Annotated in this window: 22 protein-coding genes; 6 read left to right on the top strand and 16 right to left on the bottom strand. The window is 71.8% G+C overall.

Annotated features, from left to right (window positions below; all coding sequences use genetic code 11):
- Positions 1–40: 40 nt before the first annotated feature.
- The 10 genes from ABD329_RS01275 to ABD329_RS01230 form a co-directional block, all read right to left on the bottom strand.
- Complete coding sequence (locus tag ABD329_RS01275) at positions 41–1,333, bottom strand: 2Fe-2S iron-sulfur cluster-binding protein (RefSeq protein WP_246618088.1); 1,293 nt, start codon at positions 1,331–1,333, stop codon at positions 41–43.
- Complete coding sequence (locus ABD329_RS01270; protein WP_198274869.1) at positions 1,330–2,226, bottom strand: FAD binding domain-containing protein; 897 nt, start codon at positions 2,224–2,226, stop codon at positions 1,330–1,332. Before ABD329_RS01270 ends, ABD329_RS01275 begins: the two co-directional genes overlap by 4 nt.
- Before the next feature lie 8 nt (positions 2,227–2,234).
- Positions 2,235–3,014: an enoyl-CoA hydratase/isomerase family protein gene (locus ABD329_RS01265; RefSeq protein WP_198274870.1), complete on the bottom strand. Its 780-nt coding sequence runs from the start codon at positions 3,012–3,014 to the stop codon at positions 2,235–2,237.
- A 1-nt stretch (position 3,015) separates the two neighbouring features.
- Complete coding sequence (locus ABD329_RS01260) at positions 3,016–5,448, bottom strand: xanthine dehydrogenase family protein molybdopterin-binding subunit (RefSeq protein WP_198274871.1); 2,433 nt, start codon at positions 5,446–5,448, stop codon at positions 3,016–3,018.
- A 5-nt stretch (positions 5,449–5,453) separates the two neighbouring features.
- Positions 5,454–7,007 carry a class I adenylate-forming enzyme family protein gene (locus tag ABD329_RS01255; protein ID WP_198274872.1) on the bottom strand — a complete coding sequence of 518 codons (1,554 nt, stop codon included), beginning with the start codon at positions 7,005–7,007 and terminating at the stop codon, positions 5,454–5,456.
- 237 nt (positions 7,008–7,244) lie between these two features.
- Positions 7,245–7,820, bottom strand: a complete 576-nt coding sequence (locus ABD329_RS01250) for a PadR family transcriptional regulator (protein WP_198274873.1) — start codon at positions 7,818–7,820, stop codon at positions 7,245–7,247.
- Between the two features lie 188 nt (positions 7,821–8,008).
- Entirely contained in the window at positions 8,009–9,436 is a 1,428-nt protein-coding gene (locus tag ABD329_RS01245) for an Nramp family divalent metal transporter (RefSeq protein WP_198274874.1), read from the bottom strand.
- Between the two features lie 98 nt (positions 9,437–9,534).
- Positions 9,535–10,488 (bottom strand): phosphoglycerate dehydrogenase, encoded by a 954-nt coding sequence (locus ABD329_RS01240; RefSeq protein WP_198274875.1) that lies wholly within the window; start codon positions 10,486–10,488, stop codon positions 9,535–9,537.
- Positions 10,488–11,273: an HpcH/HpaI aldolase family protein gene (locus tag ABD329_RS01235; RefSeq protein ID WP_198274876.1), complete on the bottom strand. Its 786-nt coding sequence runs from the start codon at positions 11,271–11,273 to the stop codon at positions 10,488–10,490. The genes ABD329_RS01240 and ABD329_RS01235 overlap by 1 nt, the downstream gene beginning before the upstream one ends.
- Before the next feature lie 38 nt (positions 11,274–11,311).
- A complete protein-coding gene (locus tag ABD329_RS01230; protein WP_198274877.1) occupies positions 11,312–12,292 on the bottom strand; it encodes an aldo/keto reductase in 981 nt (326 codons plus the stop codon).
- A gap of 572 nt (positions 12,293–12,864) precedes the next feature.
- On the opposite strand from ABD329_RS01230, the gene pdxA reads away from it, so the two are divergent.
- Positions 12,865–13,878 carry a 4-hydroxythreonine-4-phosphate dehydrogenase PdxA gene (gene pdxA, locus ABD329_RS01225; RefSeq protein WP_198279943.1) on the top strand — a complete coding sequence of 338 codons (1,014 nt, stop codon included), beginning with the start codon at positions 12,865–12,867 and terminating at the stop codon, positions 13,876–13,878.
- Between the two features lie 183 nt (positions 13,879–14,061).
- On the opposite strand, the gene ABD329_RS01220 is transcribed toward pdxA, so the two are convergent.
- Positions 14,062–14,799, bottom strand: a complete 738-nt coding sequence (locus ABD329_RS01220) for an SDR family oxidoreductase (RefSeq protein ID WP_198279944.1) — start codon at positions 14,797–14,799, stop codon at positions 14,062–14,064.
- Between the two features lie 145 nt (positions 14,800–14,944).
- Between ABD329_RS01220 and ABD329_RS01215 the strand changes: the two genes are divergently transcribed.
- On the top strand, positions 14,945–15,517 hold the full coding sequence (locus tag ABD329_RS01215; RefSeq protein WP_198279945.1) for a TetR/AcrR family transcriptional regulator: 573 nt from the start codon (positions 14,945–14,947) through the stop codon (positions 15,515–15,517).
- Here ABD329_RS01215 and secD read toward each other — a convergent pair.
- The 4 genes from secD to ABD329_RS01195 form a co-directional block, all read right to left on the bottom strand.
- Positions 15,486–17,825 carry a protein translocase subunit SecD gene (secD, locus tag ABD329_RS01210; RefSeq protein WP_425574272.1) on the bottom strand — a complete coding sequence of 780 codons (2,340 nt, stop codon included), beginning with the start codon at positions 17,823–17,825 and terminating at the stop codon, positions 15,486–15,488. The genes ABD329_RS01215 and secD overlap by 32 nt on opposite strands.
- A gap of 90 nt (positions 17,826–17,915) precedes the next feature.
- The gene (locus ABD329_RS01205) at positions 17,916–18,323 is read right to left on the bottom strand and encodes a hypothetical protein (RefSeq protein WP_198279946.1); all 408 of its coding nucleotides are present in this window, start codon (positions 18,321–18,323) and stop codon (positions 17,916–17,918) included.
- 56 nt (positions 18,324–18,379) lie between these two features.
- Positions 18,380–19,087, bottom strand: coding sequence for a response regulator (locus tag ABD329_RS01200; protein ID WP_214665370.1), 708 nt, complete (start codon positions 19,085–19,087; stop codon positions 18,380–18,382).
- A gap of 2 nt (positions 19,088–19,089) precedes the next feature.
- Positions 19,090–20,052 (bottom strand): HAMP domain-containing sensor histidine kinase, encoded by a 963-nt coding sequence (locus ABD329_RS01195; protein ID WP_198279947.1) that lies wholly within the window; start codon positions 20,050–20,052, stop codon positions 19,090–19,092.
- Positions 20,053–20,428: 376 nt separating this feature from the next.
- Between ABD329_RS01195 and ABD329_RS01190 the strand changes: the two genes are divergently transcribed.
- The 4 genes from ABD329_RS01190 (at position 20,429) to ABD329_RS01175 (ending at position 22,748) form a co-directional block, all read left to right on the top strand.
- Positions 20,429–20,758 carry a TraR/DksA family transcriptional regulator gene (locus ABD329_RS01190; protein ID WP_138910283.1) on the top strand — a complete coding sequence of 110 codons (330 nt, stop codon included), beginning with the start codon at positions 20,429–20,431 and terminating at the stop codon, positions 20,756–20,758.
- Between the two features lie 50 nt (positions 20,759–20,808).
- Positions 20,809–21,177: a TraR/DksA family transcriptional regulator gene (locus ABD329_RS01185; protein WP_198279948.1), complete on the top strand. Its 369-nt coding sequence runs from the start codon at positions 20,809–20,811 to the stop codon at positions 21,175–21,177.
- Complete coding sequence (locus ABD329_RS01180; RefSeq protein ID WP_198279949.1) at positions 21,174–21,992, top strand: rod shape-determining protein; 819 nt, start codon at positions 21,174–21,176, stop codon at positions 21,990–21,992. The genes ABD329_RS01185 and ABD329_RS01180 overlap by 4 nt, the downstream gene beginning before the upstream one ends.
- Positions 21,993–22,109: 117 nt before the next feature.
- Positions 22,110–22,748, top strand: a complete 639-nt coding sequence (locus ABD329_RS01175; protein ID WP_198276847.1) for an Rv1733c family protein — start codon at positions 22,110–22,112, stop codon at positions 22,746–22,748.
- Between the two features lie 76 nt (positions 22,749–22,824).
- Here ABD329_RS01175 and ABD329_RS01170 read toward each other — a convergent pair whose 3' ends face one another.
- The gene (locus ABD329_RS01170; protein WP_309142702.1) at positions 22,825–25,179 is read right to left on the bottom strand and encodes a collagenase; all 2,355 of its coding nucleotides are present in this window, start codon (positions 25,177–25,179) and stop codon (positions 22,825–22,827) included.
- Positions 25,180–25,502: the final 323 nt, after the last annotated feature.

Genomic DNA, 25,502 nt, shown 5'->3' with positions numbered 1-25,502 from the left:
GAAGCTAGGCGAGATTTCAGACGCTGTCAACGCTCGTGTGTCACGGTCGCCGATCGGACGATCCGCGCCCGGGGTCGGACGATCCGCGCCCGGGGCGAGCACGCGATCCGACACGGCGCAGCAGCCGCTTGACGCGGTCGAGCAGGGGCGCGAACACCAGGCTCAGGGCGCTGGGGGCCTTCACCGGCCCGGACGGCGCCCGCCCGGATGTCGCCGCTTCGGTGACGGCGTCGGCGAACTGCTCGAACATCCGGCGGCTGACGTCACCGGCGAGAGCGCGTCCGAACTGGGCGATGCGGCCGGTGAGATAGACCTTGGCGTCGGCGTGCATCGCGGTGCCGGTCTCCGTGGCCTCGGTGGTCAGGGTGATGTCCGCCTGTGTCTGCGCTCCGCCGGTGTCCTGGCCTTGTGCGATCGCCCGCAGCCGACCGGCCTCGCGGTCGTGCTCGAGGATCCGCGCCACCCCGTTGAACGCCAGTTTGACCGGACCCACGGAGACCCGGGCCCTGCCCGCGTAGTGTCCGTTGCCGTGGTCGTCGGTGAGCTCCGCACCCGGCAGGCAGCGCGCCAGCAGGTAGATGTCGTCGAGAACGCCCCAGACCCGGTCCTCGGGCAGTTCGATCTCCGTGGTGATCCGCACCGCGATGGTGGGATCACCGCTGGGCAGCACGATGTCCTGGACGCCCGACGACACCGTGTCCTCGGCCTCCTCCGGACCACCGGACGCGTCCGCGCCCTGCCCGGCGCGGCCGACCAGCGCCGTACGCACGCGGTTGCCCGGCTCGGGGATGCCCTCGGGGTGTGCGCGCCGGGTCTCGTCCACCGCGGTGAGGATGTTCCGGTACCCGGTGCAGCGGCAGATGACGCCCGACAACTCCTCCGGCAGCTCCTCCTCGGTGACGTCCGGCTTGTTGACCAGCAGGTCGTAGGAGCTCATCAGGAAGCCGGGGGTGCAGAAGCCGCACTGGAGGGCGTGGTGCCGCCCGAACGACTCCTGGAGCGGGTGCAGGGAGTCGGGCCGCCCCAGACCCTCGACGGTGACGATGTCCGTCCCGTCCAGCTGCACGGCGAACAGCAGACAGGCGCGGGCGGCCTCGCCGTCGACGAGCACGGTGCACATACCGCAGACCCCGTGCTCGCAGCCGACATGCGTACCGGTGAGGCCGAGGTGGTCACGCAACGCGTCGGCCAGGGTGACCCGCGCCGGTAGGCGCAGCACCGTGGGCGTCCCGTTGACGGTCATCCGGACCTCGACCGGGTCGTCCGCGCCGGCCTTCAACGGGCGCGGTGTGCGGGGTCCCGTCTCGCGGGACCCGGCTTCGCCGACGGTCATGCGGTCACCTCCTCGGCGCCGGCGCGGGCGCGATCGTAAGCCTTGGACAGTTCCCGGCCGGCCAGGGCGAGCAGCAGCCGGCGCCGGTAGTCCCTGGACGCGTGGACGTCGTCGTCGGTGTCGACGATCTCCTCGACGGCGGCGGTGATCTGTTCCTTGAGCCGGGCCGCGAGCCCATCGCCGCCGCCGGTGACCGCGGCGGCGAGTTGCTCGGACAGATCTCGGGTGACCGGCCGGTCGGACACGCCGAACGCGGTCACCGTCGCCTCCGGGCGGCCCGCGCGCAGACGCACCCGCGCGGCGACGCCCGCGAGCGCGAAGTCACCGTGCCGACGGGCGATTTCGGCGAACCCGAACCCCTCCCCCTCGGTGGCCACGGGCAGCCGTACGGAGGTGAGGATCTCGTCGGGGGTCAGCGCCGTGGTCATCGCGCCGTGGAAGAACTCCCGGGCGGACACGCGCCGCTGGCCGTTCGGTCCGGTCAGCGTCAATTCCGCGTCGAGGCAGCAGGCCACGGCGGGCAGCTCGGCGGCCGGGTCGGCGTGGGCGAGGCTGCCGCACACCGTCCCCCGGCTGCGCAGTTCGCGATGGCCCACCCAGGGCAGCGCCAGGCGCAGCAGGGGGACACTCGCGCCGAGCGGGTCCCGCTCCACACGGCGCTGCGTCACGGTCGCGCCGATGTGCAGGGCCGGTCCGGAGCGGGTCAGCGCGCCGAGTTCCTCGACGGAGTTGATGTCGATCAGCGTGTCGGGGCGGGCGAGTCGCATGGCGAGCACCGGTGTCAGCGACTGCCCGCCCGCGATGACCTTGCCGCCCCCGCGGGTCTCCGCCAGTTCGGCGATCGCGTCGGAGAGGCGCGAGGGACGAACGTAGGCGAACGGTGCGGCTTTCATGAGTCAGATCACCGGCCCTGGAACTTCGGGGCACGCTTCTCGCCGAACGCGGCCACGCCCTCGGCGAAGTCATGGCTCGACCGCAGCATCGCGTACGCCTTGCGCTCCAGCTCGATCCCCGAGTAGAGCGGTGCGTCGATCCCCTTGTCGAGCACCTCCTTGGCGGTGCGCAGGGCCAGTGGCGAGTAGCCCAGCATGGTCTTCACCACCCGTTCGACCTCCGCGTCCAGCGCCGCGCGATCGGGCAGCACGGCCGACACCAGACCCCAGTCCCCCGCCTGCCGCGCGGTGATGCGGGTCGCGGTCATGACGTGGTACTTGGCGCGGGAGAGGCCGATCAGCCGGGCGAGGCGCTGGGTGCCGCCGGAGCCGGGGATCATGCCCAGGCGCATCTCCGGAAGGGCGAACTCGCTGCGCTCGGTGGCGATACGGATGTCCGTGGACAGCGCGAGCTCGAAGCCGACGCCGAAGCAGTAGCCGTCGACCGCGGTGATGACCGGCTTCGGGCTGCGGGACGGAGCCGTGACGTTCTGGCCCAGATCGGTGAAGTCGACGGGCTCCATCTCCATGAAGCCGGGGATGTCGCCGCCCGAGGTGAAGTGCTCGCCCTCGCCCCGGATGACCACGAGCCGGATGTCCTCGTCCGCGTCGATCTCGGCGAACCGGTCGGCCATCGCCTGGCGGGTCTCCATGGTGACGATGTTGTACTTGCCGTGGTCGAGGGTGAGGTAGGCGACACGTCCGTCGTGGCCGCGGTCCAGCCTGATCCGGCCTCCGGTCAGTGCCATGTCACAGATCCCTTTCGCTGTCACTGCCGTTGAGCAGCTCGTTGAGTACGTTTCCGTGCAGGGGCAGGGTGGTGATGTCCACGCCCGCCGGGGCGAGCGCGTCGGCGACCGCGCCCGCGATCGCGGCGGGAAGGCTCATGCTGCTGCCCTCGCCGCACCCCTTCGCGCCGAGGCGGGTGAGGGGGGAAGGGGTCTCCAGGTGGTCGCTGTGGAGCGAATACCGCGTCTCCGCGGTGGTGGGACACAGATAGTCCATGAACGTCGCCGTCGGCTGCCCGGCGTCGGTGTAGCGCATCTCCTCGAACATCGCACCGCCTATGGCGTGTGCGAGCGCGCCGTGGATCTGGCCTTCGAGGAGCGTGGGGTTGAGGATGGTGCCCGGGTCGTGGACGGTCACCACCTTCTCGAGCCGGAGCTGCCGGGTCTCGGCGTCGACGCGTACGGTGGCGAGCTCGGCGACGAATCCGTAGCACAGGCTCGAGTTGATCTGGTCGCCCCGGCTGGCGGCCTTCGACTGAGGGGGTGTGAAGGCGGCCTCCTCGTACAGCCGCGCGGTGGTGCCCTCGGGCAGCGCCCCGGGGTCCCAGTGGACCAGCCCGGCCGCGTGCCGGAACAGCACCGCCCGCTCGGGCTCGTCCCGGACCCGGACCCTGCCGTCGGCGAGTTCCACCTGGTCCGCCGGGACATCCAGCAGGGTGGCACCGGCGACCTTGATAGTCCCGGCCAGCTTCTCACCGGCCTCGACCAGCGCGCTGGTCAGCAAGGGGGCGAACCGCGACGAATAGCTGCCGGAGGTCACCGTCCAGGGGGTGGTGGCGGTGTCCATCTCGACCACCGGACGGACCTGGTCCAGCGGCAGCCCGAGCTGTTCGGCGACCACGGCCTGGGCGACCGTGGCGTGGCCCTGCCCCTGCGGCACCGTGCCCAGCAGGACGGACACGATGCCGTTGAGGTCCACGCTGACGCGTACGTGCTCGGTGGAGCCGGACTTGCCGCGCCCCGCCGTGCGCTGTTCGGCCGGGGTGGCCAGGCTGACGTAGCCGATGTTGGTCGCCGACGGGTCGACGATGGTGGCGACGCCGATGCCGTAGTACTCACCGCGTTCCCGCGCCGCGCGCTGCTCCTCCCGGAGTGCCTGGTAGTCGGCGTTCTTCAGCAGCATGTCCAGGGCGCGCCGATAGTCGCCCGAGTCGTAGACGCCGCCGGTCGGAGTGGCGTACGGGAACGCGTCACTGCCCACGAGGTTGCGCTGCCGCAGCTCGACCGGGTCCAGGCCGCAGACCCCGGCGATCTTGTCCATCAGCCGTTCCAGGCCGAAGTACAGCTGCTGACCGCCGAATCCGCGGTTGAGTCCGGTGGGTGTCTTGTTGGTCACGACCGCGCGGGAGCGGATCCGCACGGCGTCGATCGTGTACGCGCCGGTGATGTTGCCGAAGCAGCGGTACAGCGTGCTGGGCTCCGGCGGGCGGAGATACGCGCCGACGTTGTCCACCAGATCCGCGCGGAGTGCCCGCACCTCGCCGTCGGCGGAGACCGCGGCCTCGAACCACATCACACGGTCGGATCCGGCGGAGCTCGCGAGCATGTGCTCGATGCGGTCCTCGGTCCAGCGCACCGGGCGGCCGGCGTGCTTGCTGGCCAGCGCCATCAGGGCCACGTAGGGGTAGATGCCGGCCTTGATGCCGAAGCTGCCGCCGTTGTCTGCCGGGATCATCAGCCGGACGCGTGAGGCGGGTACGCCCAGCGCCCCGGCCAGGACCGGGACCATGGAGAACGGCCCGTGGAAGTTCGCCCACGCCTGCACGCCCGGTCCGTCGGCCTCGTCCTGCCAGTGGGCGACGACCGCGTAGCACTCCATCGGGGTGGAGGAGTACCGCGGGAAGGTGTACTTGCCCTTCACCACGTGGTGGGCGGTGGCGAAGTGGCCGTCCACATCGCCGAATTCAAAGGTCCGGTCGGTCGCCACATTGCTGTCGGCGCCCTCGTGCAGCCGTGGGGCGTCGGGCAGGAGGGCCTTCTCGGCGTCGACCACCGGAGGCAGCGGGTCGTAGTCGATCTCGACGAGTTCGGCGGCGTCCTCCGCGAGGTAGCGGTCCGCCGCCACCACCACGGCGACCGGTTCACCGACGAACCGGACCTTGTCGGTGCCCGTCGGGTAGTACGGCATGGGCGTCTTGAGGGAGAGCGGGAACGGCCGCAGTGTCGCGGCGACCTCATCGGGACCGATCACGGCGGCGACACCGGGGTGCCGCCGCGCCCGTTCGAGACGTACGCCGCGGATGCGGGCGTGCGGGTGGGGGCTCCGGACGACCGCGGCGGTCAGTGTGCCCGGCAGCGGGTCGAGATCGTCGAGGAAGCGGCCCCGGCCGGTGAGCAGTGCGGGGTCCTCGATCCGTGCGGTCGGCCGCCCCGGCCGTTGCGTGGTCGCGGTCACGTGGTTCACCTGTCTGTCGCGGTGTCGCTGTCGGCCAGCGAGGGGTAGTCGCCGGAGCTCAGCCGGCGGCGGAGGATCTTGCCGGCGCCCGATTTGGGGATTTCCTCGACGGCGATGAAGCGCTTGGGGCGTTTGAGGGAGGGCAGTCCGGAGCCCTCGCGGGCATAGGAGCGCAGCTCGGTCAGCGCGTGGTCGGGGGTCGTCCCGCTCTCGGGGACGAAGAAGGCGGTGGCGGCCTGTCCCCAGCGGTCGTCGGGGAGCCCGACGACCACGACCTCGCTGATCACCGGACAGCCGATCAGCTTGTCCTCGATCTCGTCCGGATAGATGTTCTCGCCGCCGGAGTTGATCATGTCGTCGACGCGTCCGGTGACCCACAGGTCGCCGTCCTCGTCGGCGACGGCGAGGTCACCGGGGAAGTACCAACCGCCGCGGATCGACTTGGAGTTCGCGTCGGGCCGGTGCCAGTAGCCCGCGAAGGCGTCCGGGTTGCGCATGGAGACGGCGATCTGCCCCTGCTCGCCCGGCGCCACCTCGGCATCGGGCGGGGCGTCCGGGATGGGCTCCACCAGGCGGACCCGGGAGAAGACCCCGGCCCGGCCCGCACATCCCGGCTTGGCGATGACGTCGGTCCCGACGGTGAAGGTGTAGATCTCGGTGGATCCGAAGTGGTTGACGAAGGACTCCGGCCGCAGCGTCTCCACCAACCGCTTCACCAGCGTCGGAGTCATCGAAGCGCCGGCGTAGGCCAGCTTGCGCACGGATGTGGCCTGCCCCAGGCGGCCGGTGCGCAGCAGCGACCAGTAGATGGTGGGCACCAGGTAGAGCGAACTGATCTCCTCATGGACGATGAGGTCGAGCATCTCCTCGGCGTCGAATTTCGTCTGGGGGACCCAGGTGCCCGCGGCGACAACGGTGGCGATGAGGGTGCGCAGTCCCATGGTGTGGAACAGCGGCATCACGCCGAGCGTCGTGTCGAAGAGCGACTGTCCGCTCTGTAGCAGGTGGGCGACCGAGGCGTGGTACTCGGCGCCATGTGTGCGCGGCACGCCCTTGGGCCTGCCCGTGGTCCCCGAGGTGTACAGCATGACGCTGATGTCCCGCTCGGACACCCGGACGTCGAGCGGTCCGTCCGGCTGGTCGCGCGCCAGGCGCTCGATGGTCGCCTCGGCCGGGTCTCCCGAGCGGATCCACGGAACCGCCTCGACGGGGGCGAGCGCCTCCTGCGCGAGAGCCGAGGTGAAGTCGTCGGCGATCACCAGCGCCGGCTCCGCGTCGGATACGCAGTAGGCGAGTTCCGAGGGGCCGAAGCGGAAGGACAGGGGTACGGAGACGGCTCCCAGCTTCTGCGCCGCCAGATGGAGGCTGGCCAGTGGTTCGCCCCCGGCGCTCAGGAGCACCACCCGTTCCCGCGGACGGACCCCGAGCTCGGCCATCGCCCGTGCCAGCTGATTGGTGTGGGCGTCCCACTGTCCGTACGTCATCGGGGTCCTGCCACCGACCGCCCGGCGACGCGGATGGCGCTCGGCTGTCCAGCGCAGAACCGTGCTCAGATCCATCGCGGTCCTCTCCATTCCCCATGACGTGCCGGCGCTCGGCGGAAGCTTCCCCATCACACAGTGCGAGTCGCACCGTATGATTCGGACTATCGTGGGGTTGGAAGTTACGCCGACCTGAGGGAGGTGTCAACGGTCTGGAGAAGACGACGCCCGCGCCGACCGCGCTTCCGGGCATGCCCGCACGCAAGAAGCCGCCATGCCCGGTGGGCATGGCGGCGGGTCACCGCGGGCCGGGTTTTACCGGGCCGTCGGCCGCCTCTTCATGGACGAGAACTCACCGCGCTCGACGCGTTCCTGGACACCGCGCCAGAACTCACGAGCGGCGTATTCCATGCCCAGGCCGAGCTCGAGGGTGACCATACGGCTGGCGACCTCCTCGATCCCGCCGTAACGGCGCCGCATCTCCTCGTACTCCGCGATGCGCCGCTCGTGCTGCTCGATCTGGTCCCGGGCGAGGCGCGCCACGTCGTCCGGCTCCGCCAACTCGTTGAAGAAGAGCTTGATCTCCGCGATGTCGCGCAGTTCGAAGTGCTCCTTGACCGGCTCGGCCAGCCAGGCCCGCAGCGCGGCGTCGCCCGCCTCGGTGATCGTGTAGATCTTGCGCCGCCGCCCGGTGTCCTCCTCGTGCACCTCCAGAAGCCCGGCCCCCTGAAGCCTTTTGGGCTCCGCGTACAGCTGAGCGTGCGGGAAGTTCCAGAAGTAGCCCACCGACCGGCCGATCGCGCGCTTGAGGTCGTAGGGGGTGGACGGGCCACGCATGGCGATCATCCCGAGAACCACGTACGACGTCGTCGAGAGCCGGAATGCTGACATGGTCCGAAGCGTACCGTGGCGCCCGTGACCCTTGTGCTTCGGCGTGGGAAAGCGGCAGTTCACCACCAACGCCCCGCCATGTTCGCCCGGCACCGCCGCCTTCGGAAGGCGGACGGGCACCGGCATGGCGGGGCGCGGGGGTCGGGCGGTGTCCGGTGCCGGGACGCACGAGCGCGTCCCGCCCCGGTTCAGCTGCCGGGCGTGAGCTCGAGGGTGTCGAGCACTCCGTACACCCCGAGGAAGGCGATCGCCGCACTGCTCAGGACGAGGGCCGCGGTCAGCCAGGGGTTGGCGCGGAAGCGGGGCGGGACACCGGTGTAGCGCAGACGCCAGACCGCGACCACGACCGCGAGCAGGAAGATGCCACCGCCGATGCCGCCGATCTGCACCATCAGGACCGGCGACTGCACCCACAGGAAGATGCACATCCACACCGGGGGCAGACAGCAGGTGAGGATGCGGATGGTGCGCGTGCGGACGCGCATGTCGTGCCAGTCGACCACTCCGAGCAGCCCGAGGGTGTTGGTCCACAGGCGGGGAACGCTGGCCGACGAGGCGACGGTGACCGAGAAGAGAACGGCGATCGCACCGGCCAGGAACAGGTACTCCGCCCATGGGCCGAGCGTGTCGGTGTAGATGTGCGACAGCGTGGTGATCATCTCGTTGCCCTCGGGCACCAGGCCCTGAGGATGGAGCACCGAGGCGCCGATCACGTAGAAGGACAGGGTGCAGATGGTGCACACGACCCAGGAGACGGCCACGTCGAGCCGCATGACCTTGAGCCAGCCCTCGGCCCGCCGGGCGCGCTGCTCGCTGCCGTCGTCGGGGCCGGTCCAGCGGGCATAGCCCTTCTCCAGGCACCAGTAGGTGTACGTCGTCATCTCGTCGGCGCCGACACCGGTGATGCCGAACATGGCGAGCGCGATGCCGACCGTGCCCGCGGGGATCTGGAAGCTCAGCCCGTCGGCGAACTGCTCGGGGCCGTATCCGAAGGCGGTGAACGGCAGGGCGAGGGCCAGGCCGAAGGTGATGATGGTCTTGAGGGTGATGCCGATGACCTCGACCCGCTCGACGACGGGGTACTTGCCCGTCTGGAGGAGGAGGATGGCGGCGCCGGTCACGATGAGGGCCCAGATCGTCAGCGACGATGTGCTCAGTGACCCGCCGTGGATCGGCAGCAGGATCGAGCAGGCGGCCGCGGTGCCGCCGATGATGCCGCCGCGCTGGAACATCTTGGCGAAGTCCATGCCGATCCAGAGCCAGTTGATCCAGCTCAGCCGGCCGATCCGGGGGCCGACGTCGCGGAACCCGTCGAGCGCGGGGCGGCCGTTGAGGATGGTCCAGCGGGCCAGCTCCATCTGCACCCACACCTTGACCGCGGTCGAGACGATCACCAGCCACAGCAGGGCGAACCCGGCCTTCGCACCGAGCGAGGTGGTGGTGATCAGCTCACCCGAGCCGACCACGGCGGCGGACAGCACGAGCCCGGGGCCGAGGTGGCGCAGCCGGCCGCGGAAGGTCCCGGGGGCCGGGCGGGCGTCTTCGACGCGCAGCGCGTACGGGTCGGCCTGCGCGGGTGGCGGCGCCGCCGTGGCGCCGTCGGTCGTGGTGGACATAGCGGGTCCTTAGAGGATCTTCCGGCGCCGTCGCCGGTATCCGGAGTGGGAACAGGAGTGGTGTGGGGGCGTGTCGTGGTGCCGTGTGCCGTGGTGTCTCAGCCCGCCGGGTGGCGCGGCTGCTCACCCGCCAGTACGCGGACGACGTCCTCGGCCACCATCGCGCCCATGGCCTGGTTGGCCTCCGGGGTGCAGGCGGCCATGTGGGAGGTGAGCACGGTGCGCGGGGACTCGCGCAGCGGGTGGCCGGCGGGCAGCGGCTCGGTGCTGAACGCGTCGAGGGCCGCGGCCCCGAGGTGCCCGGAGCCGAGCAGGTCGGCGAGCGCGCGTTCATCGATGAGGCCGCCGCGCGCGGCGTTGACCAGGATCGCGCCCGGCTTCATCGCCGCCAGGCGGGCACGGTCCAGCAGCGGAGTGCCGGACGGGTCGGGCGGAGTGTGCAGGCTGACGGCATCGGCGCGCTCCAGCAGGGCGTCGAGCGCGACCGGTTCGGCGCCGTGCGCGCGGACGTCGGCCTCGGGGACGTACGGGTCGTGGGCGAGCGGCTCCATCCCGAAGGCGCGCGCGTAGCCGGCCAGCAGACGGCCGATGCGGCCGAAGCCGACGATGCCCAGCGTCTTGCCGTGCAGTTCGGGGCCGAACAGCTTCGGCCAGCCGCCCGCCGCCACCTCGGTGTGCGAGGCGGTAAGGGAGCGGGCCGCGGACAGCAGCAGGCCGAAGGTGTACTCCGCCACCGCACGCGAGTTGCTGCCCGGCGCGCACACCACGGGGATCGCGCGCGCGTGCGCGGCGGCCACGTCGATGGTGTCGACGCCGACACCGTGCTTCGCGATCACCTTGAGGCGGGGCGCGGCGTCCATCACCTCGGCGGTGATCGGGTCCATGCCGACGATCAGCGCATCCGCTTCGGCCGCGTGCGCCAGGAGTTCGGCGGTGGGCAGTGCCGTGTCCTCGCGGGGACGCAGGGGGCCCGCCCCGGCCTCCTCCAGGATCCGCCAGGGCCGCGCCGAGTGCCGGGCGAAGGTGGGTGTCGTGATGAGCGTGGTCGGCATCAGCGGGCCTCGCCGCGTGCCGCCCGGAGGTGGGACGTCGCGATCTGCTGGAGGTGCACGACGTCGGACGCCACCGTCGCGAAGGTGAAGCCCTCGGCGAGGCGACGGGCGGCGCTCTCGCCATCGGGGTTGTGAATGCCGGCCGCGATGCCCACCGCCTCGGCCGCCTCCCGGACGCGGACGAGGGCCTGCTCGAACTCCTCCTGTACGGCGGGGTCGGTGGACGTCGCGCCGCCGATGGCCAGGCGCAGATCGGACGGGCCGATGTAGACGCCGTCCAGGCCGGGGGTCCGGCAGATCTCCTCGACGTTGGCCAGGCCGTCGGCCGTCTCGATCATCGCGAGGACGGCGGTCTGGTCATGCGCGTCGGCCGGGTCCGGGCCGACGCGGAGCTGGGCGCGCATCGGGCCGTACGAGCGGCGGCCCAGCGGCGGGTAGCGGACGGCGGCCACGGCGTCGGCGGCGTCCTGGGCGTTGTCGATCATCGGGACGATCACGGCGCTCGCCCCCGCGTCGAGCGCCTTGCCGATGTAGGTGAGGTCATTGGCCTCGACGCGCACCATGCCGACGGCGGTGCTGCCCTTGGTGTCGGTGGCGAGGAGGTTGTGCAGCATGCCCTGGTAGCCGAAGAGGCCGTGCTGGGCGTCGAAGGCCAGGTAGTCGTAGCCGACGCGGGCGAGGCGCTCGGCGGCGATCGGCGAGTCGAGCAGCGACCAGTAGCCGATGAGCTGCTCGCGATTGCGCAGTGCGGCGATGAACTGGGCGGAGGTGCGGCCGGTGGCCATGGGTGTCTCCTTGCGACGTTGCGAGGTGGGCGGCGGGGTCAGCGGTTGTAGGCGGGCATCGGGCCGCGCAGCCGGGCGCCGACCTCGTCGCAGGCGGTCAGGACGTCCGCGGGCAGCGGGCCCGCGGACGCGGCGGCGATGTTGGCCTTCAGGTGCTCGACCTTGGAGCCGCCGAGCAGCAGGGCGTCGGTGGAGGGCCGGGACAGCAGCCAGCGCAGGGCCAGGTCGGTCAGCGGCAGGCCCGCCTCGGAGGCGATGCGGGTGAGGTCGGTGACGGCCTGGAACACCTCCTCGTTCCAGTACCGCTCGCGGTACATCGCGGCCACCTTGGAGTCGCCGAAGCGCCCGCCCTCCGGAACCTGGTCGAAGCGGTGGCGGCCGGTGAGCAGGCCGCCGCCGAGCGGGTTGTAGACCACCGTGCGCAGTCCGGTGGTGGCGGCGAATTCGACGTACTCCTCCTCGATGCGGCGCGCGATGAGGTTGTGGAGCTGCTGGGCGACGACGGGGCGGGGCGCGCCGACCTCGTCGGCCACCCGGTTCAGCTCGGCGATCTGCCAGGCGGCGAAGTTGGAGACGCCGAGGGCGAGGACCTTGCCCGCCCGTACGAACTCGGCGACGGTCGCCAGGGTCGCGGAGAGCGGCGTCCGGCGGTCCGGCTGGTGCAGATAGAACAGGTCGACGTGGTCGGTGCCCAGGCGCTTGAGGCTCCCGTCGAGCGCGGCGCGCAGCCCCTCGGGTGAGAGCGGCGCGTGCTCGCCCTGGTCGGGGTGCGGGATTCCGGCCTTGGTGGCCAGGACCGCCCGGTCGCGGCGGCCGGGCAGCAGCTCGGCGAGGATGCGCTCGCTCTCGCCGCCCGCGTAGCCGTTGGCGGTGTCCACGCCGGTGATGCCCGCGTCGAGCGCCGCGTCCACCATCGCGGCGGCCGTCGCGCGGTCGGCGGTGTCGCCGAAGGTCATCGTCCCGAGGACGAGAGGGGACAACGGGACGGGCACATGCGGGAGTGCGAGGCCGACGGTCACGGGCGGGTTCCTTCCGAGGCGTGTGGTGCGGGTAGTGCGGGTGGTGCGAACAGTGCGAGTAGTGCCGATGGTGCGTGGTGCGGGTGGTGCGTGGTGCCGGTGAAACGGGTGGTGCGGTCGTACTTGTAGGCGATCACATGCGTGATGTGCGCATCGCACGCATGGCGCCATGCGGCTCCGTGGCCCCGACCGGTCGCCGCGGCGGTTCCGGCGACGCGCCGCGCTGCGGCCGAGTGCGGTGCGATGCGATCCGCTGGGTAAGCCGGTCCGCGTCGCGCCCACGACGGCGACACGGTCCATGGGTGACGGCCGTCGGCGCCATGGGAACGCTCGCACGGTTGCGTAAATCACGCAAGATGTATCGCGCAGTTCACGCAGCTTATGCCATGATCCTCACTGGGCCCGACCGTGTTGTCCATCGACGGTGCCGGGTATTCGCCGCCGCGCACCGCGGTCGCGCCGCGGCCCCGTCCGGCTGCCCCCACGGCGGCCACCCGAACCTGTCGCCGTCCGCCTCTCCCGCCGTCCGCCCCCGCCTCCCGCCTCCCGCCTCCCGCCTAGGAGCTGCTCTCATGTCCACCCCCCTCCCCCTCATCGCCGTCACCATGGGCGACGGCGCCGGTATCGGCCCCGAGGTCGTCGTGGCGGCCCTGCTCGACGACGCCGTGCTGACCCGCTGCCGCCCCGTCGTCATCGGCGATGCCCGGCGGCTGCGCGAGGCAGCCCGCGTCCTCGGCCTGGACTGCGAGATCGCCGCCGTCGACCATCCGCGCGACGCGGGGTTCACACCCGGCCGCGTCAACGTGGTCGACCTCGGCCTGCTCCCCGCCGACCTGCCCTGGGGCAAGCTGTCGACGGTCGCGGGGGGCGCCGCGTACGCGTACATCGAGCGCGCCGCCGAGCTCGCCGTGGCGGGAGAGGTGCACGCCATCTGCACCGCACCGCTCAACAAGGAGGCCCTGCACGCTGCGGGCCACCTCTACCCCGGCCACACCGAACTCCTCGCCCACCTCACCGGGACCGAGGAGGTCTCGATGATGCTCTCCACCGAGAAGGTGAAGGTCATCCACGTCACCACGCACATCGGCCTGATCGACGCCGTCCACCGCATCGAGCCCGGCCTCGTCGAGCGCACCGTGCGCCGCGGCCACGAGGCGATGGTCCGCGCCGGCACCCCGAACCCCGTGATCGGCGTCTGCGGCATCAATCCGCACGCGGGCGAGAACGGCCTGTTCGGCTACGGCGAGGAGGACGAGAAGATCGTCCCGGCCCTGGAGAAGCTGCGCGCCGACGGCGTCGACGCCCGGGGTCCGCTCCCCGCCGACACCGCCTTCTTCCTCGCCTCACGCGGCGACTACGACCTGATCGTGGCGATGTACCACGACCAGGGCCACGGCCCGGTCAAGGTCCTGGGCATCGAGGCGGGTGTCAACCTCACCGTGGGCCTGCCCGTCATCCGCACCTCCGTCGACCACGGCACCGCCTTCGACATCGCGGGAACGGGCACGGCGGAGGCGGGCAGCATGGTCGAGGCGCTGTGCCAGGCGGCCGATATGGCCACGGTGCCGGTCACCCCGGCGGCCTGAACCGCCGCCTCCGGCAGGTTGGTCCTGCCGCCAGGAGCCGCGGTAGAGGTTCAGACAGAGCCACTCGCCGCCCGGAGGGCGTGGCCGGGCCTCGGACGGAACGGAGTGAACGGGCGGGGCGGCGGGCGCGGCCGGTACGAGCGGTCCCGCCGAGGAGCAGACGTCGTTGTCCCCTGTTGGTCGTCAGGCCTGCACGGTGGGCCGGACGACGACCTCGCTGATGTCGATGCCGGCGGGCTGCTCGATCGCGTAACCGATCGCGGACGCGATGGCGGAGGGCGGGATGGCCATCTCGTCGCGCTGTCGCGCTGCTGCCGCCGCCGCTTCGGGGCTCGCCCCCTTGCCCACGCCCTCGGTGTTGGTGAACCCGGGTGAGACGAGGGTGACGCGCAGATGGGGTCCCGACTCCTGCCGCAGTCCCTCGGTCAGCACCTTCACCGCCGTCTTGGTGGCCGCGTAGACGGCCTGCGGGGATTTCACGACGTAGGCCGCGGTGGAGGCGATGTTGACGAACTGGCCGGAGCGCTGCCGCCGGAAGACGGGAAGCGCCGCCCCGATGCCGTTCAGCAGGCCGGTGATGTGCGTCGCGACCATCGCGTCCCAGTCGTCCTGGCGCAGTTCGTCGAACGGTGACACCGCCATCGTGCCGGCGTTGGAGACCAGGACATCGAGCCGGCCGAACCGGTCGACCGCCATCTCCGTCAGGCGCCTGAGGTCCTCGCGGCGCGTCACGTCGATGACGGTCCCGACGGCCGAGCCGCCCCGCGCCGTGATCTGGTCCACCACCGCGCGCAACCGGTCCTCCCGCCGGGCACCGAGCACGAGCCGGGCGCCCTTCTCGGCGAGGTGGGCCGCCGTCGCCGCCCCGATGCCGCTGCTGGCACCCGTGATCGCTACGACCTTGCCTTCGATACCCGACATGGCCAACGTCCTCCAAAGGGGATATGCGCAGATCAGACCATGACCTACAGTGGAACTGGGGGCATCCCCACTTACGCTCAGGCTAAATGGGCACGCCTCCGTTTAGCAAGGTGAAGGGGAACCGGGAAGGAAACGGCAACCGCTGATGGCCGACCGTGCACAACGCCCGCTGCGAGCTGACGCGCGGCGCAACCGAGACAAGGTCCTCGCCGCCGCGGTACGCGTGTTCGCCGAGGAGGGGCTGGACGCGCACCTGGAGCGCATCGCCAAGGAGGCGGGCGTGGGCAGCGCGACGCTGTACCGCAACTTCCCCACCCGGGAGGCTCTGATCGAGGCGGTCTACCGCAACGAGGTGGCTCAGCTGTGCGACGCCGTCCCCGATCTGCTCGACGAGAAGCCTCCCCACGAAGCCCTGCGCGCCTGGACGCGTCTCTTCCTGGACTACGTGACCGCGAAATTCGGCATGGCCGACGCCTTGCGTGCCATCGCCGCCGCGGGAAGCAACCCCTACGGCCACAGCCGGGAGATGATCCAGGCCGCCATCACCACCCTGATGGACGCGTGCGCGGCCGCCGGGACGATTCGCGCCGACATCAGCCCCACCGACATGGGTGCCGCCCTCGAAGGCATCGCCCTCACCTCGGCCGGACCGGAACACCGGGAACGTGCCGAGCGCCTGCTCGACCTCACCCTGGACGGCCTGAAGGCCCGGTCGTGACGGCGGCCCCGCCGAACGGCTTCCGGTGCGGCCCCAGTTCGATGGTGAGTGAGGCGGCGGTGAAGACGGAGGACCAGGTGCCGACCGCCAGGCCGATCAGCAGGGCGAGGGCGAAGTCGGCGAGGGTGTCGTCGGCGAGGACGGCGAGGGCGGTGAGGATGAACGCGGCGCCCATGCCGGTGTTGACGGTACGGGGCAGGGTCTGGAGGATCGCCTGGTTCGTCAGGCGGGGAAGCGGTGTGGCGCGGTCGCGGCCGAGCAGTTCGCGGACGCGGTCGAAGAGGACGACGGAGTCGTTGACCGAGTAGCCGATGACGGTCAGCAGGGCGGCCAGGAAGACCCCGTCGATGGGCTTGCCGAGCCAGGCGAAGGCACCGATGAGGATCACCACGTCATGGGCGAGCGCGACGACGGCCGCCGTCCCGAAGAACCAGCGGAACCGGACCGCGAGATACAGCAGTTGGGCGCCCAGCGCGAGGGAGAGGGCGATGAGGGCGTTGCGGCGCAGCTCGTCGCCCATGCTGGGGCCGATCAGCTCGTCGCGGACCTTCTTCGTCTCGCCGCCGAGGGCGCCGATGGTTTCGGTGACGGTGGCCGCGTCGGCGTTGGTCAGGTTCTCGGCGCGCACCGTCAGCCCGGTCTCGCCGGAGGACTGCACGACCGTGCGGGGGAACCCGGCGTCGGTGAGGGCGGTGCGGGCCCGGTCCGGGTCGACGGGGGTGTTGGTGGCGTACTCGATCAGCCGACCACCGGTGAATTCGATGCCGAAGTCCAGGCCGCGGACGAGGATCCCCGACGCGGCCACGACGGCGAGTACGGCGGAGGCGGCCAGCCAGCGGCGCGGACGGCGCATCAGGAACGGCTCGCGGCGCAGCAGCCGGTCGCGGACCCATCCGGTGCTCGCGATGCCGGTGACACGGGGCCGGCGGCGGACCGCGGGGCGGCCCGCCGCGTACTCGGCGAGCACCCGGCTGATCACCAGGGCGCTGACCATCGAGGCGAGGACGCCGATGGCGAGGGTGATGCCGAAGCCGCGTACCGGCCCGGAGGCGAAGGCGAACATGAGGCCCGCGGCGATCAGTGTCGTGATGTTGGAGTCGGCGATCGCGCTGAGGGCACCGCGGAACCCGGCCGTCAGTGCCGAGCGGGGGCTGGGGCGGCCGCGGGCCGCGTACTCCTCACGGGCCCGTTCGAAGACCAGGACGTTGGCGTCCACGGCCATGCCGATCGCCAGGACGAACCCGGCGAGGCCCGGCAGGGTCAATGTGGCGCCGAGCGCGGCCAGGGCGGCGTAGGAGATGAGGCCGTAGCAGGCCAGGGCCGCGGTCGCGAGCAGGCCCAGGAGGCGGTAGACGGCGATGATGAACAGTGCGGTCAGTGCGGTGCCGATGACGGCGGCCCGGGCCGCGGCCTCGATCGCCGCATCGCCGAGCGTGGCGCCGATGGTGCGCTGTTCGACGGTCTCGACCGGTACGGGCAGGGCGCCGCCGGAGATGAGCAGGGCCAGTTCGCGGGCCTCGGTGTCGTCGAAGGAGCCGGTGATCTGGGTGGTGCCGCCCGGGATGCCGGTCCCGCACGGTACGGAGGGGTCGACCTGCGGCGAGGAGATGATCTTGTTGTCGAGGACGATGGCGACCCGGCGCTGCGGGTCACCGGCCGGGTGGCAGGCGGCCCGTGCGGTGACCTGCCGCCATCGGTCCTGGCCGGTCTTGGAGAAGTCGACGGTGACATGCCAGCCGGCACCGCCCTGCTGGTCGAAGCGGGCTTCGGCGCCTTCGACGTCCCGTCCGGTCAGATCGGCGGCCCGCAGTCGCAGGGGCTGCCCGGAATCGTCCGGCAGCACACGCTCCTTGGCGGGATCGGCCGGCGGGGAGGTGGCGCCGTCCGCGGTCCCGGCCGGGCCGAGGACCGCGTGGACGGTGAGCTGCGCGGTGCGGCCCAGCACATCGGCGGCCTTCTTCGGATCATGTACGCCGGGCAGCTCGACGAGGATGCGGTGGTCGCCGGAGCGGACGAGGGTCGGTTCGGCGACGCCGAGCGCGTCGATGCGGCCGCGCAGCACCTCCACGGTACGGGCGGTGGCCGCGGCGTCGGCGTCGGCGTCGGCGTCGGTGGTGAGGGTGGAGCGGGTCTCCAGCGTGATCTGGGTGCCGCCGCGCAGATCGAGGCCGAGGCGGACCGGCGTGGTGAGGGCGATGGCCAGCGATCCGGCGATCACGGCGAGGGCGAGCAGCGCACGCGCGCGCAGGGACCTGTGGCGTTTGTTCCGCCTGTTCCGCTTATTCCGCTTGTCGCGGCGTTTCAGCACGTTGTCGCGGCGTTTCAACACGAGCCTCCGGCAGGCACGTCGCGGCAGCGGCGCACGCGGCCGCGACGGAAGAAGAGTGATGGGGTGGCGTCAGTTACCTGCGGGCGCCGGAGGGGCCCGGCCGCGGTCGTGGGCCGATCGGCCGGGCGAGACGTGTGCGCGTGCGGATGGCGCTGACGTACGTGGAGCGACGGCCCGGTCGGCATCCGTATCGCGGGGGTCGGTGGCGTGGTGATCCGGTGGGCACGGGCGCTCACCGAGGTGGTCGTGCCGGACCCTGGCCTGGGCCGCGCAGCCGGCGGCGCACGGCTCATCCGCGCGGTAACCGGTGTCCGGGTGCTCCGCGACCGTGGCCGCCGAGGCCGGACGGGGCGCCGGACCGGAGGCGGCGCGCGCGGTATCGGCCGGAACCAGCGCCAGCAGGACGGCGAGGAGCGCGATGAGCGTTCCCGCGAGCCGGTGACCTGCGGTCGGGACGGTGTGGGGCGCTGGGCGCATGCACCGTCCCCTTCCTGCCGGGTGTTCGACTTCCCGCTGGCTGATCGGGGCGGGCGTCAGGGCTCGATGAGACCGGCGCGGATGGCGTAGCGGGTCAGCTCCAGCCGGTCGTGCAGACCGAGTTTCTGTAGGAGGTTGGCCCGGTGGCGGTGCACGGTCTTGACGCTGATGAACAGGATCTCGGCGATCTCCTTGGAGGAGTGCCCTTCGGCGACGAGTTTGAGGACCTCCTCCTCGCGAGGGGTGAGGAGCTGATCGGGTTCCTCCTCGCCGTGGCGGACGCGGTCCAGGTAGTTGCGGATCAGGGCGGTGACCGCGCCGGGGTAGAGGAACGGCTCGTTGCGCATCGCGGCCCGGCAGGCGGCGACCAGATCCCGGTCGGCGACCGACTTCAGCACATAGCCGCAGGCCCCGGCCTTGAGTGCCTGGAACAGGTACTGCTCGTTGTCGTGCATGGTCAGCATCAGGATGCGCAGGCCCGGCTTGAGCGCCACCAGCTCGCGGGTGGCCTGAAGGCCGGTCAGCCGCGGCATGGCGATGTCGAGCACGGCCAGGTCGATCTCCTGGCTCCGGGCCGCCTCGATGGCCTCGGCGCCGTCCCCGGCCTCGGCGACGACCTCCAGATCGGGTTCCCGGTCGAGGATCAGGCGTACGCCGCGGCGTACCAGAGCGTGGTCGTCGGCGAGCAGGATGCGGATCGGCGTCGGGCTCGTGGGAGGCGGGGTCGAGGCCGAGGTGGGTCCGGGCGGGATCGGATCGGGCATGGTCAGAGCTGCTTCCTGGGGGCGGGGGTGATGAGGCGGATCCGGGTGCCGGTGCCGGGCGTCGAGGTGATGTCCAGGGTGGCTCCGGCGAGCAGGGCCCGTTCGCGCATGCCCCGGATCCCGGCGCCCTCGCAGGCGGCCTCGATGCCGCGGCCGTCGTCGGCGATCTCCAGCACCACCGCCTCGCCGACACGGCGCAGGCTCACCTCGACCTGCCGCGCGTCCGCGTGGCGGGCCGCGTTCGTCAGGCTCTCCTGAGCCACCCGGTACAGCACGAGCTCGCTCTCCTGGTCGAGGGTGGGCAGGTCGGCGTCGAGGCGGCGCACGACACGCAGCCCGGTGTGGGTGGCGAAGTCCTGAGTGAGCGAGGTCAGTGCGCTGACCAGGCCCAGGTCGTCCAGGACGCCGGGCCGCAGGCGGCGCACCAGACGGCGGACCTCGTCCAGGCTCTCCCGGGTGATCTCCTGGGCCTGCTGGAGGTCCTCGCGCAGCGGCTCGGGGGCGTCGTCCGCGGTGCGCCCCAGCACCAGCAGGATCGCGGTCATGCTCTGCCCGACCTCGTCGTGCAGTTCCTGGGCGATGCGGCGGCGTTCCGCCTCCTGGGCCAGCAGCGCCCGGGCGCTGGACGTGGCGCGTTCGTGCTCCAGCCGGTCGAGCATGGCGTTGAAGGTGCGGATCAGCTCGGACACCTCGCTACCGCCGCCGGCGCCGGGCACGGGCAGCCGCTGGCCCGGGCGCAGCAGGTCAACGGTGGTCATCAGCCTGGTCAGCCGGTCCAGCGGGGCCAGGCCCCAGCGCAGCAGGGTGCCGTTGGCGACCAGCATGACGGCGAGACCGCCGACCAGGATGATCGCCTCGGTCAGCAGCACCGGCACGGAGACCGTCACCGGCGCCCACAGCAGCAGCGCCGTGGCGGTGCCCAGCACCAGGGCGTTGAGCCCGAAGATCCGCCAGAACAGCGACACCGGGGAAACTCCTCCTTCTGCGCTCAAGCGTGTGATCAGCTCTACTGTCGCTCATCGCCCCCGGGCGGAGCCGCCGCGACTGATCACGACCGAGCCTGACACAGCCTGCCTCCCGCACCGCGCGCGGTCGATGGGGTCCGTTCCCCATATCCGGGGTCATCGGGTACCCATGCGCCGTTCCCCGCCATCGCCCCGTGGTCACCGCTGTCCCGGGCAAATGGGGTCCGCGCCCGATGGGTTTCCGACGCCGGGTCGAGCAGAGTCGAAGACGATCGAGCCGTCCGGTACGGCCAGTGCTCGCGGTCGTGGAGACCGCGGCCGCGGAACCGGGCGGCCACCGCCGCGCGCAGCGCGCTTTTCGCGAAAGGACCTCATCGTGCCGCTCGACACCGCCCAGACCGGTCCCCGCCCCGGGCGGCTGACCTCTCATGAGGCCCGCCAGCGCCTGGAACACGCCCGCAACAGCCGCCTGGCTCAGCTGCGCGCCCTCGACGAGAGCGCGCAGAGCACGGACGCCCATCTGGTGTCCGCGCAGACGGAGGCGATCCAGCGGGTCCTCACCGAGATCGACGAGGCGTTCGCCCGTATCGACGACGGCGCCTACGGCACCTGCCAGGGCTGCGCCAAGCCCGTCCCCGCCGAACGCCTGGAGATCCTCCCGTACACCCGGTACTGCGTCGCCTGTCAGGGCCGCGCCACCGCCTGACCCCGCCCCCTCCGGCCCGTCTTCGTGTCCGCCCTGCTCAAAGGGGTGAAGTGGTGAACCACCAGACCATCGACAACCCTGCCGCGCACCTGTCGCCCGAGGACCTTGCCGCGCTCCTGGAGAACCTCCACGAACAGCGCCTCTTCCGCCAGGAACAGCTGCGGCAGATCGCCGCGGCGCCCCGCGCCGAGGACCTGCTCCGGCGCCGCTCCGCGGCCCAGGCCGAAGTGCACGTCAAGGTCGCCGCCTCGGCGCGCATGGTCCTCGCCGACGTGGAGGCGGCGCTGCGGCGCATCGACGAGGGCCGCTACGGCGCGTGCCACCTGTGCCGTCGTCCCGTCGAGCGCGAACGCCTGATGATCGTTCCGCAGGCACGCTACTGCGCACGGTGCCAGCAGGTGCGGGAGGCCGGACGATGACCGTCCTCCGCCGCTTCCGGTCCGGCTCCCCCGCCGGGCACCGGCACCGGCCCTGGCCGTCGTGCCGACACTGCTGCGGCCTCGCCCTCGACCTGGGCAGCGCCCGCACCCGGGCCTGGATCGCCGGCCGCGGCATGGTCCTCGACGTACCCACCATCACCTTCCCCGGTGCCGGGGCGGTGTACCCGATCCAGCGCGGCGCCATCGTCGACGTTCCGGGAACGGCCCGGATGCTCGACCGGCTGCTCAGCCATCGTCTGCCCCGCCTCACCCGCCCGCTGGTGGTGGTCACCGCGCCCGTGCTGGACGGCCCCGCCTACCGGGAACGGGCCCGCACCGCCGTGGAGGTGCTGCGCCCGCACGCGGTCCTCACCGTCCCGACCGCACGCGCCATCGCCCTGGCCGCGGACGCCGACCTCTCCATGCCGCTGCTCGTGGTGGACATCGGCGCCCACCTCACCGAAGTGGTCCTGCTCCTCGACGGCCTGGTCCTCGACGCCCGCCGCACCGCCCTCGGCACCGCCGACCTCGCCGGCGCCGGCGCCACGGCGGAGCTCAGCGAGGCCATCACCACCATGATCACCTCAATGCTCCGGCAGGACCGCACGTCCCTCACCGCCGAGGCACTGGCCCGGGGAGCCCTCCTGGCGGGCGGCGGCGCCCTGCGCCCCGACCTCACCCACCGGCTCATCGGCGGCACCCACGCGCCTCTGCGACCGGTTCCCGCACCGCACACCGCGGCGGTCCGCGGCGCCGCCAAGATCCTCCAGGCCGCGCACGGCCATCCCTCGGCCACGCGCATATCCCCGCCCTGACCTGGCCCGCTCTTCCGCCGACCCGCCGACCCGCCGCCCCGCCGACCCGCCGACCCCGCCGCCCGACCGGCCGGGGTCTCTGGTACGTCATCCCCCGGCCCTGGAAGGAGAACCACCGTGTCCGGCGAGATACCACCCGCGCAGCCACCGCCCGCTCCCCCGCACCACGGGCTCGTACATCCCCTGTCGCTGTGGCGCTGGCGGCACAATCCGCTGTACCGGTGCACCGACCGCCTCCAGGGCCGGATCGCACTGGTGTTGCTGCTGCTCGTGCCGGTCCTGGGGCTCGCCGCCACGTTCGCTGCCGGTGACGCCGCGCACCGCCACTACGGCGCGGCCGCCGAGCACCGGCGACAGAACCTGCACCGCACCACCGCCGTCCTCACCCACGACGCCCCGGACCACCCGGAGCCCGGATCGGCGGAGGCGCGGGAGAACCGCTACCCGGCCACGGTCCGCTTCACCGACCCGACCGGACGGACCCGCACCGCCGAGACCGGCGTCCTGCCCGGGCTGAACGCGGGCAGTTCCGTCCAGGTGTGGGTCGACGCGGACGGAGCGATCGCCGAGCCGCCCACGACCGCCGCCCAGATCCGCAGCCGCACCATGGGCTGGGCGCTTGTGGGCTTCCTGACCGTGCTCCTCGCCGGTGCCACCGCCTACCGCTGCGCCGCCGTGGTCCTGCGCCGGCGCAATCTCGCCGAGTGGGACACCGAATGGGCCGAGACCGCGCCGCGCTGGACCACGTCCCCCTGAACCGCGGCCGACAGCGGCCGCGCCCCCGGCCCAGGAAGCGATGGGTCAGGGGCGCGGCCTCGATGCCGGTGACACATCAGCCGCGGAGGGGGCCCTCGCAGGTGTAGTCCGCTGTGCCCGCGCGCTGGTCGGACCAGATGTCCACCTCGCCGAACCAGCAGTTCATATCGGTCAAGTTGTTGTCGCCGCCCGCGGCCCGGTCGAGGATGAAGTAGTCGACGGTCTCGGACATGTCCTCGAAGACCGCGTCCGTGTCGCCCGCGTCGGTCAGGTTCGCGGTGATCCGGCCGGTGCAGACGAACCGGGGGCGCTCCGCCGCGCCGGTGGCACGGCAGTCCGGGTCGGACGCGGTCATCGCGGTGAAGGAGGAGCGGATCTGGTCGGCCGAGCCGTCACGGAGCTCACCCAGGGGCGTGTAGGTGGTGTGGGGCACGTACAAGTCACCTACGTGGCCGATCTGTTCGTCGAGGAAGCGGTCGTACCCGCTCTGAAGCCCCGTGTCCCCGCCGAGCCGGTCGCGCCAGGCGTCGAAGGCCGCCGGATCGTCGGAGCGCAGGTCGCGGTACATCTCCCACAGGAGGGAGGGGTGTTCGAGCCACAGGAACTCGAAGAAGGTGCCCGCGTAGTCGTAGAAGCGGAAGCCGTCGCCGTCGTACGTGGCGTGCAGGAGCTGGTTCACGGTCATGCGCGGCCCGCCGTCGGCCGTGTCGTCGATGATCCCCTGAACCAGGGACTTGCGGACCCGGATGCCGTCGTCGCGGGTGGCGCCGTCGAAGAACTCGGCAGTGCCCTCGTCCATCGCGGTGGTCCGGTCGCCCTCGTACCACGGCCCCTCACCGAAGAGTCCGGGCACCGCCCAGCGACCGTTGAGGTAGTGGGTGTACTCGTGGCGGAACAGCTCCTCCAGGGTCAGTGTGGAGTCCTGCGGGACGCGACGCTGGTAGGTGTAGAAGGTCGCCCCGCTCTCGATGTAGACGCCGCCGTTGTTGGTGTCCATCCCGGTGAGGAGCGGGTGGAAGTTCTCGTAGTCGGCGCGGGAGCCGTACAGGACGATGTGCAGCGTGGTGTTGGTGTCGTCCGCGAGGGGCGTCTCCGTGCCGAGCACCCGGTGGAACTGCGCCTTGACCTGCTTGCCGGCGTAAGTGAGCTGGTCGACGGTGTCCCGGTCGAGGGCGGTGCGGACCTGGATGGCGTCGGTGCCGTCGGTGCCGTAGACGTACGTGTTCGGGAAGAGCCGCCTCTCGATGTCGTCCTTGCACACGTGGTACGGGGCACAGGCCTCGAACACCCCCAGCCAGGTGGCGACCTTCGCCCAGGGTGCGCTGCGGTCCCCGAAGTTGTGGGCGGTGGTGTCCAGGAGGGTGCCGAGGCCGGAGACGATCTCGTCGCGCAGCCCTTCGATCTGGCCGAAGCGGCCGTACTCGCTGAGCGCGTCGCGTATCACCCAGGCGTTGGGCCCGTCCTTGAGGTGGGTGTAGCCGGCGAAGGAGCTGAAGGTCGCCCGGTATGAGGGATCGGCCGTCACCGCGGCGTGGAAGGCGGCGTCCTTGTTGCCGGGATACACGCCGAGGTAGTTCACGGTGAGCGCCGCGAGGGCGGCACCGGCCCAAGAGGTGTCCTGGGCGGTTTCGGGGTGCTGGGCGTCCATGGTGGCCAGCACCCGCTTGATCAGGGGCAGTTGGTGCTGACGCAGGCCGGGGGCGGAGGCCGCGTCGAGCGCTTCGCGCAGGGTCTCGGCGTTGGGGCGGGTGACGTCGAAGGTGTGGGCGGCCGAGCCGAAGGCGTCGACAGCCTCGCGCATGGCGTTGACGGTCGGCGCATCGGTGATGTCGATCTCGTCGTGCGAGAAGTCCTGGTACGCCACCGCGTGCAGATAGGTGAACATCTCCAGCAGATGGCTGCCGTCCTTGCCGTCGTGGGAGGCGGCGAGTTGGCTGACGCGGCGGGAGACGGCCTGGACATGCTCGTCCGTCATGACGGGGGCGAGTCGCCGGTCCCAGGTCCACAGGATCGAGCGCAGACAGCCGTCGGCGGTGACGGCAGGGTCGGCCAGGAAGTCGGCGAACCGCTCCGGGGGCAGGCCCGTGACGCCGTCGAGCGTGCAGGGCACGGATGCCGTGCCGAGTGTGGCGTGCGGAGTGACGGCGCTGCCGCGGCTCTTCGGCTCGGGCGTTCGGGCTCCGGGGACACCGCCATCGGTGAGGCCGCCGGGGGCCGGGACCTTCCGTACCCGGCCCGGGGCCGTGGCCAGGCGGTCGACCCTGTCGAAGGGGTCGGGCGAGGCGGCCGGCCGTGACGCCGAGGGCCGCGCCGCGGGAGCGGGGGCGGCCGCGTGACCGGACGGGGCCGCCGTCACGCAGAGCGTCACCGCCCATAAGGCCGTGAGCAGAGTTCCGCGCGTGGATCCGCGCGGGTTTCTCGACTGGAACACCGTTGGCTCCTGTGGGGAGGTGGCAAGGGCTACGGGGCAGCGGTGCCTCAGGGCCTGAAGTGCCCTGTGCGGGGCTGCACATGAGAGCGCGTGGTGCCATGTGATGCGTAACGTAATAATGTGAAATTGCACAGGGCGCAAGGCTCTCGACGCGATGGATCGCGGAGAACTCGGCAACGTACGGAACGCGGTCCCCGGTTTCGAAGACGCGGTACGCGCCCTGCCCACCGTATCCGCGCAGGGGCACCCGCGAGAACAACACCCGTAAGAACAACATGACATTGTACTCTGGTGATCCTCTCGGCCGTGAAGGCACGGGACAC

The organism is Streptomyces javensis (genome assembly GCF_039525925.1).
GTDB classification, from domain to species: Bacteria; Actinomycetota; Actinomycetes; order Streptomycetales; family Streptomycetaceae; genus Streptomyces; species Streptomyces asiaticus.
This window is presented reverse-complemented; position numbering and strand designations above follow the sequence as displayed.

Bases quoted from the DNA above. Each gene is read 5' to 3' on its own strand.
- pdxA (WP_198279943.1), top strand. From the start codon at position 12,865: ATGTCCACCCCCCTCCCCCTCATCGCCGTCACCATGGGCGACGGCGCC.
- ABD329_RS01220 (WP_198279944.1), bottom strand. From the start codon at position 14,799: ATGTCGGGTATCGAAGGCAAGGTCGTAGCGATCACGGGTGCCAGCAGC.
- ABD329_RS01205 (WP_198279946.1), bottom strand. From the start codon at position 18,323: ATGCGCCCAGCGCCCCACACCGTCCCGACCGCAGGTCACCGGCTCGCG.
- ABD329_RS01265 (WP_198274870.1), bottom strand. From the start codon at position 3,014: ATGGCACTGACCGGAGGCCGGATCAGGCTGGACCGCGGCCACGACGGA.
- ABD329_RS01255 (WP_198274872.1), bottom strand. From the start codon at position 7,007: ATGGATCTGAGCACGGTTCTGCGCTGGACAGCCGAGCGCCATCCGCGT.
- ABD329_RS01240 (WP_198274875.1), bottom strand. From the start codon at position 10,488: ATGCCGACCACGCTCATCACGACACCCACCTTCGCCCGGCACTCGGCG.
- ABD329_RS01245 (WP_198274874.1), bottom strand. From the start codon at position 9,436: ATGTCCACCACGACCGACGGCGCCACGGCGGCGCCGCCACCCGCGCAG.
- ABD329_RS01250 (WP_198274873.1), bottom strand. From the start codon at position 7,820: ATGTCAGCATTCCGGCTCTCGACGACGTCGTACGTGGTTCTCGGGATG.
- ABD329_RS01200 (WP_214665370.1), bottom strand. From the start codon at position 19,087: ATGCCCGATCCGATCCCGCCCGGACCCACCTCGGCCTCGACCCCGCCT.
- ABD329_RS01235 (WP_198274876.1), bottom strand. From the start codon at position 11,273: ATGGCCACCGGCCGCACCTCCGCCCAGTTCATCGCCGCACTGCGCAAT.
- ABD329_RS01180 (WP_198279949.1), top strand. From the start codon at position 21,174: ATGACCGTCCTCCGCCGCTTCCGGTCCGGCTCCCCCGCCGGGCACCGG.
- ABD329_RS01270 (WP_198274869.1), bottom strand. From the start codon at position 2,226: ATGAAAGCCGCACCGTTCGCCTACGTTCGTCCCTCGCGCCTCTCCGAC.
- ABD329_RS01275 (WP_246618088.1), bottom strand. From the start codon at position 1,333: ATGACCGTCGGCGAAGCCGGGTCCCGCGAGACGGGACCCCGCACACCG.
- ABD329_RS01215 (WP_198279945.1), top strand. From the start codon at position 14,945: ATGGCCGACCGTGCACAACGCCCGCTGCGAGCTGACGCGCGGCGCAAC.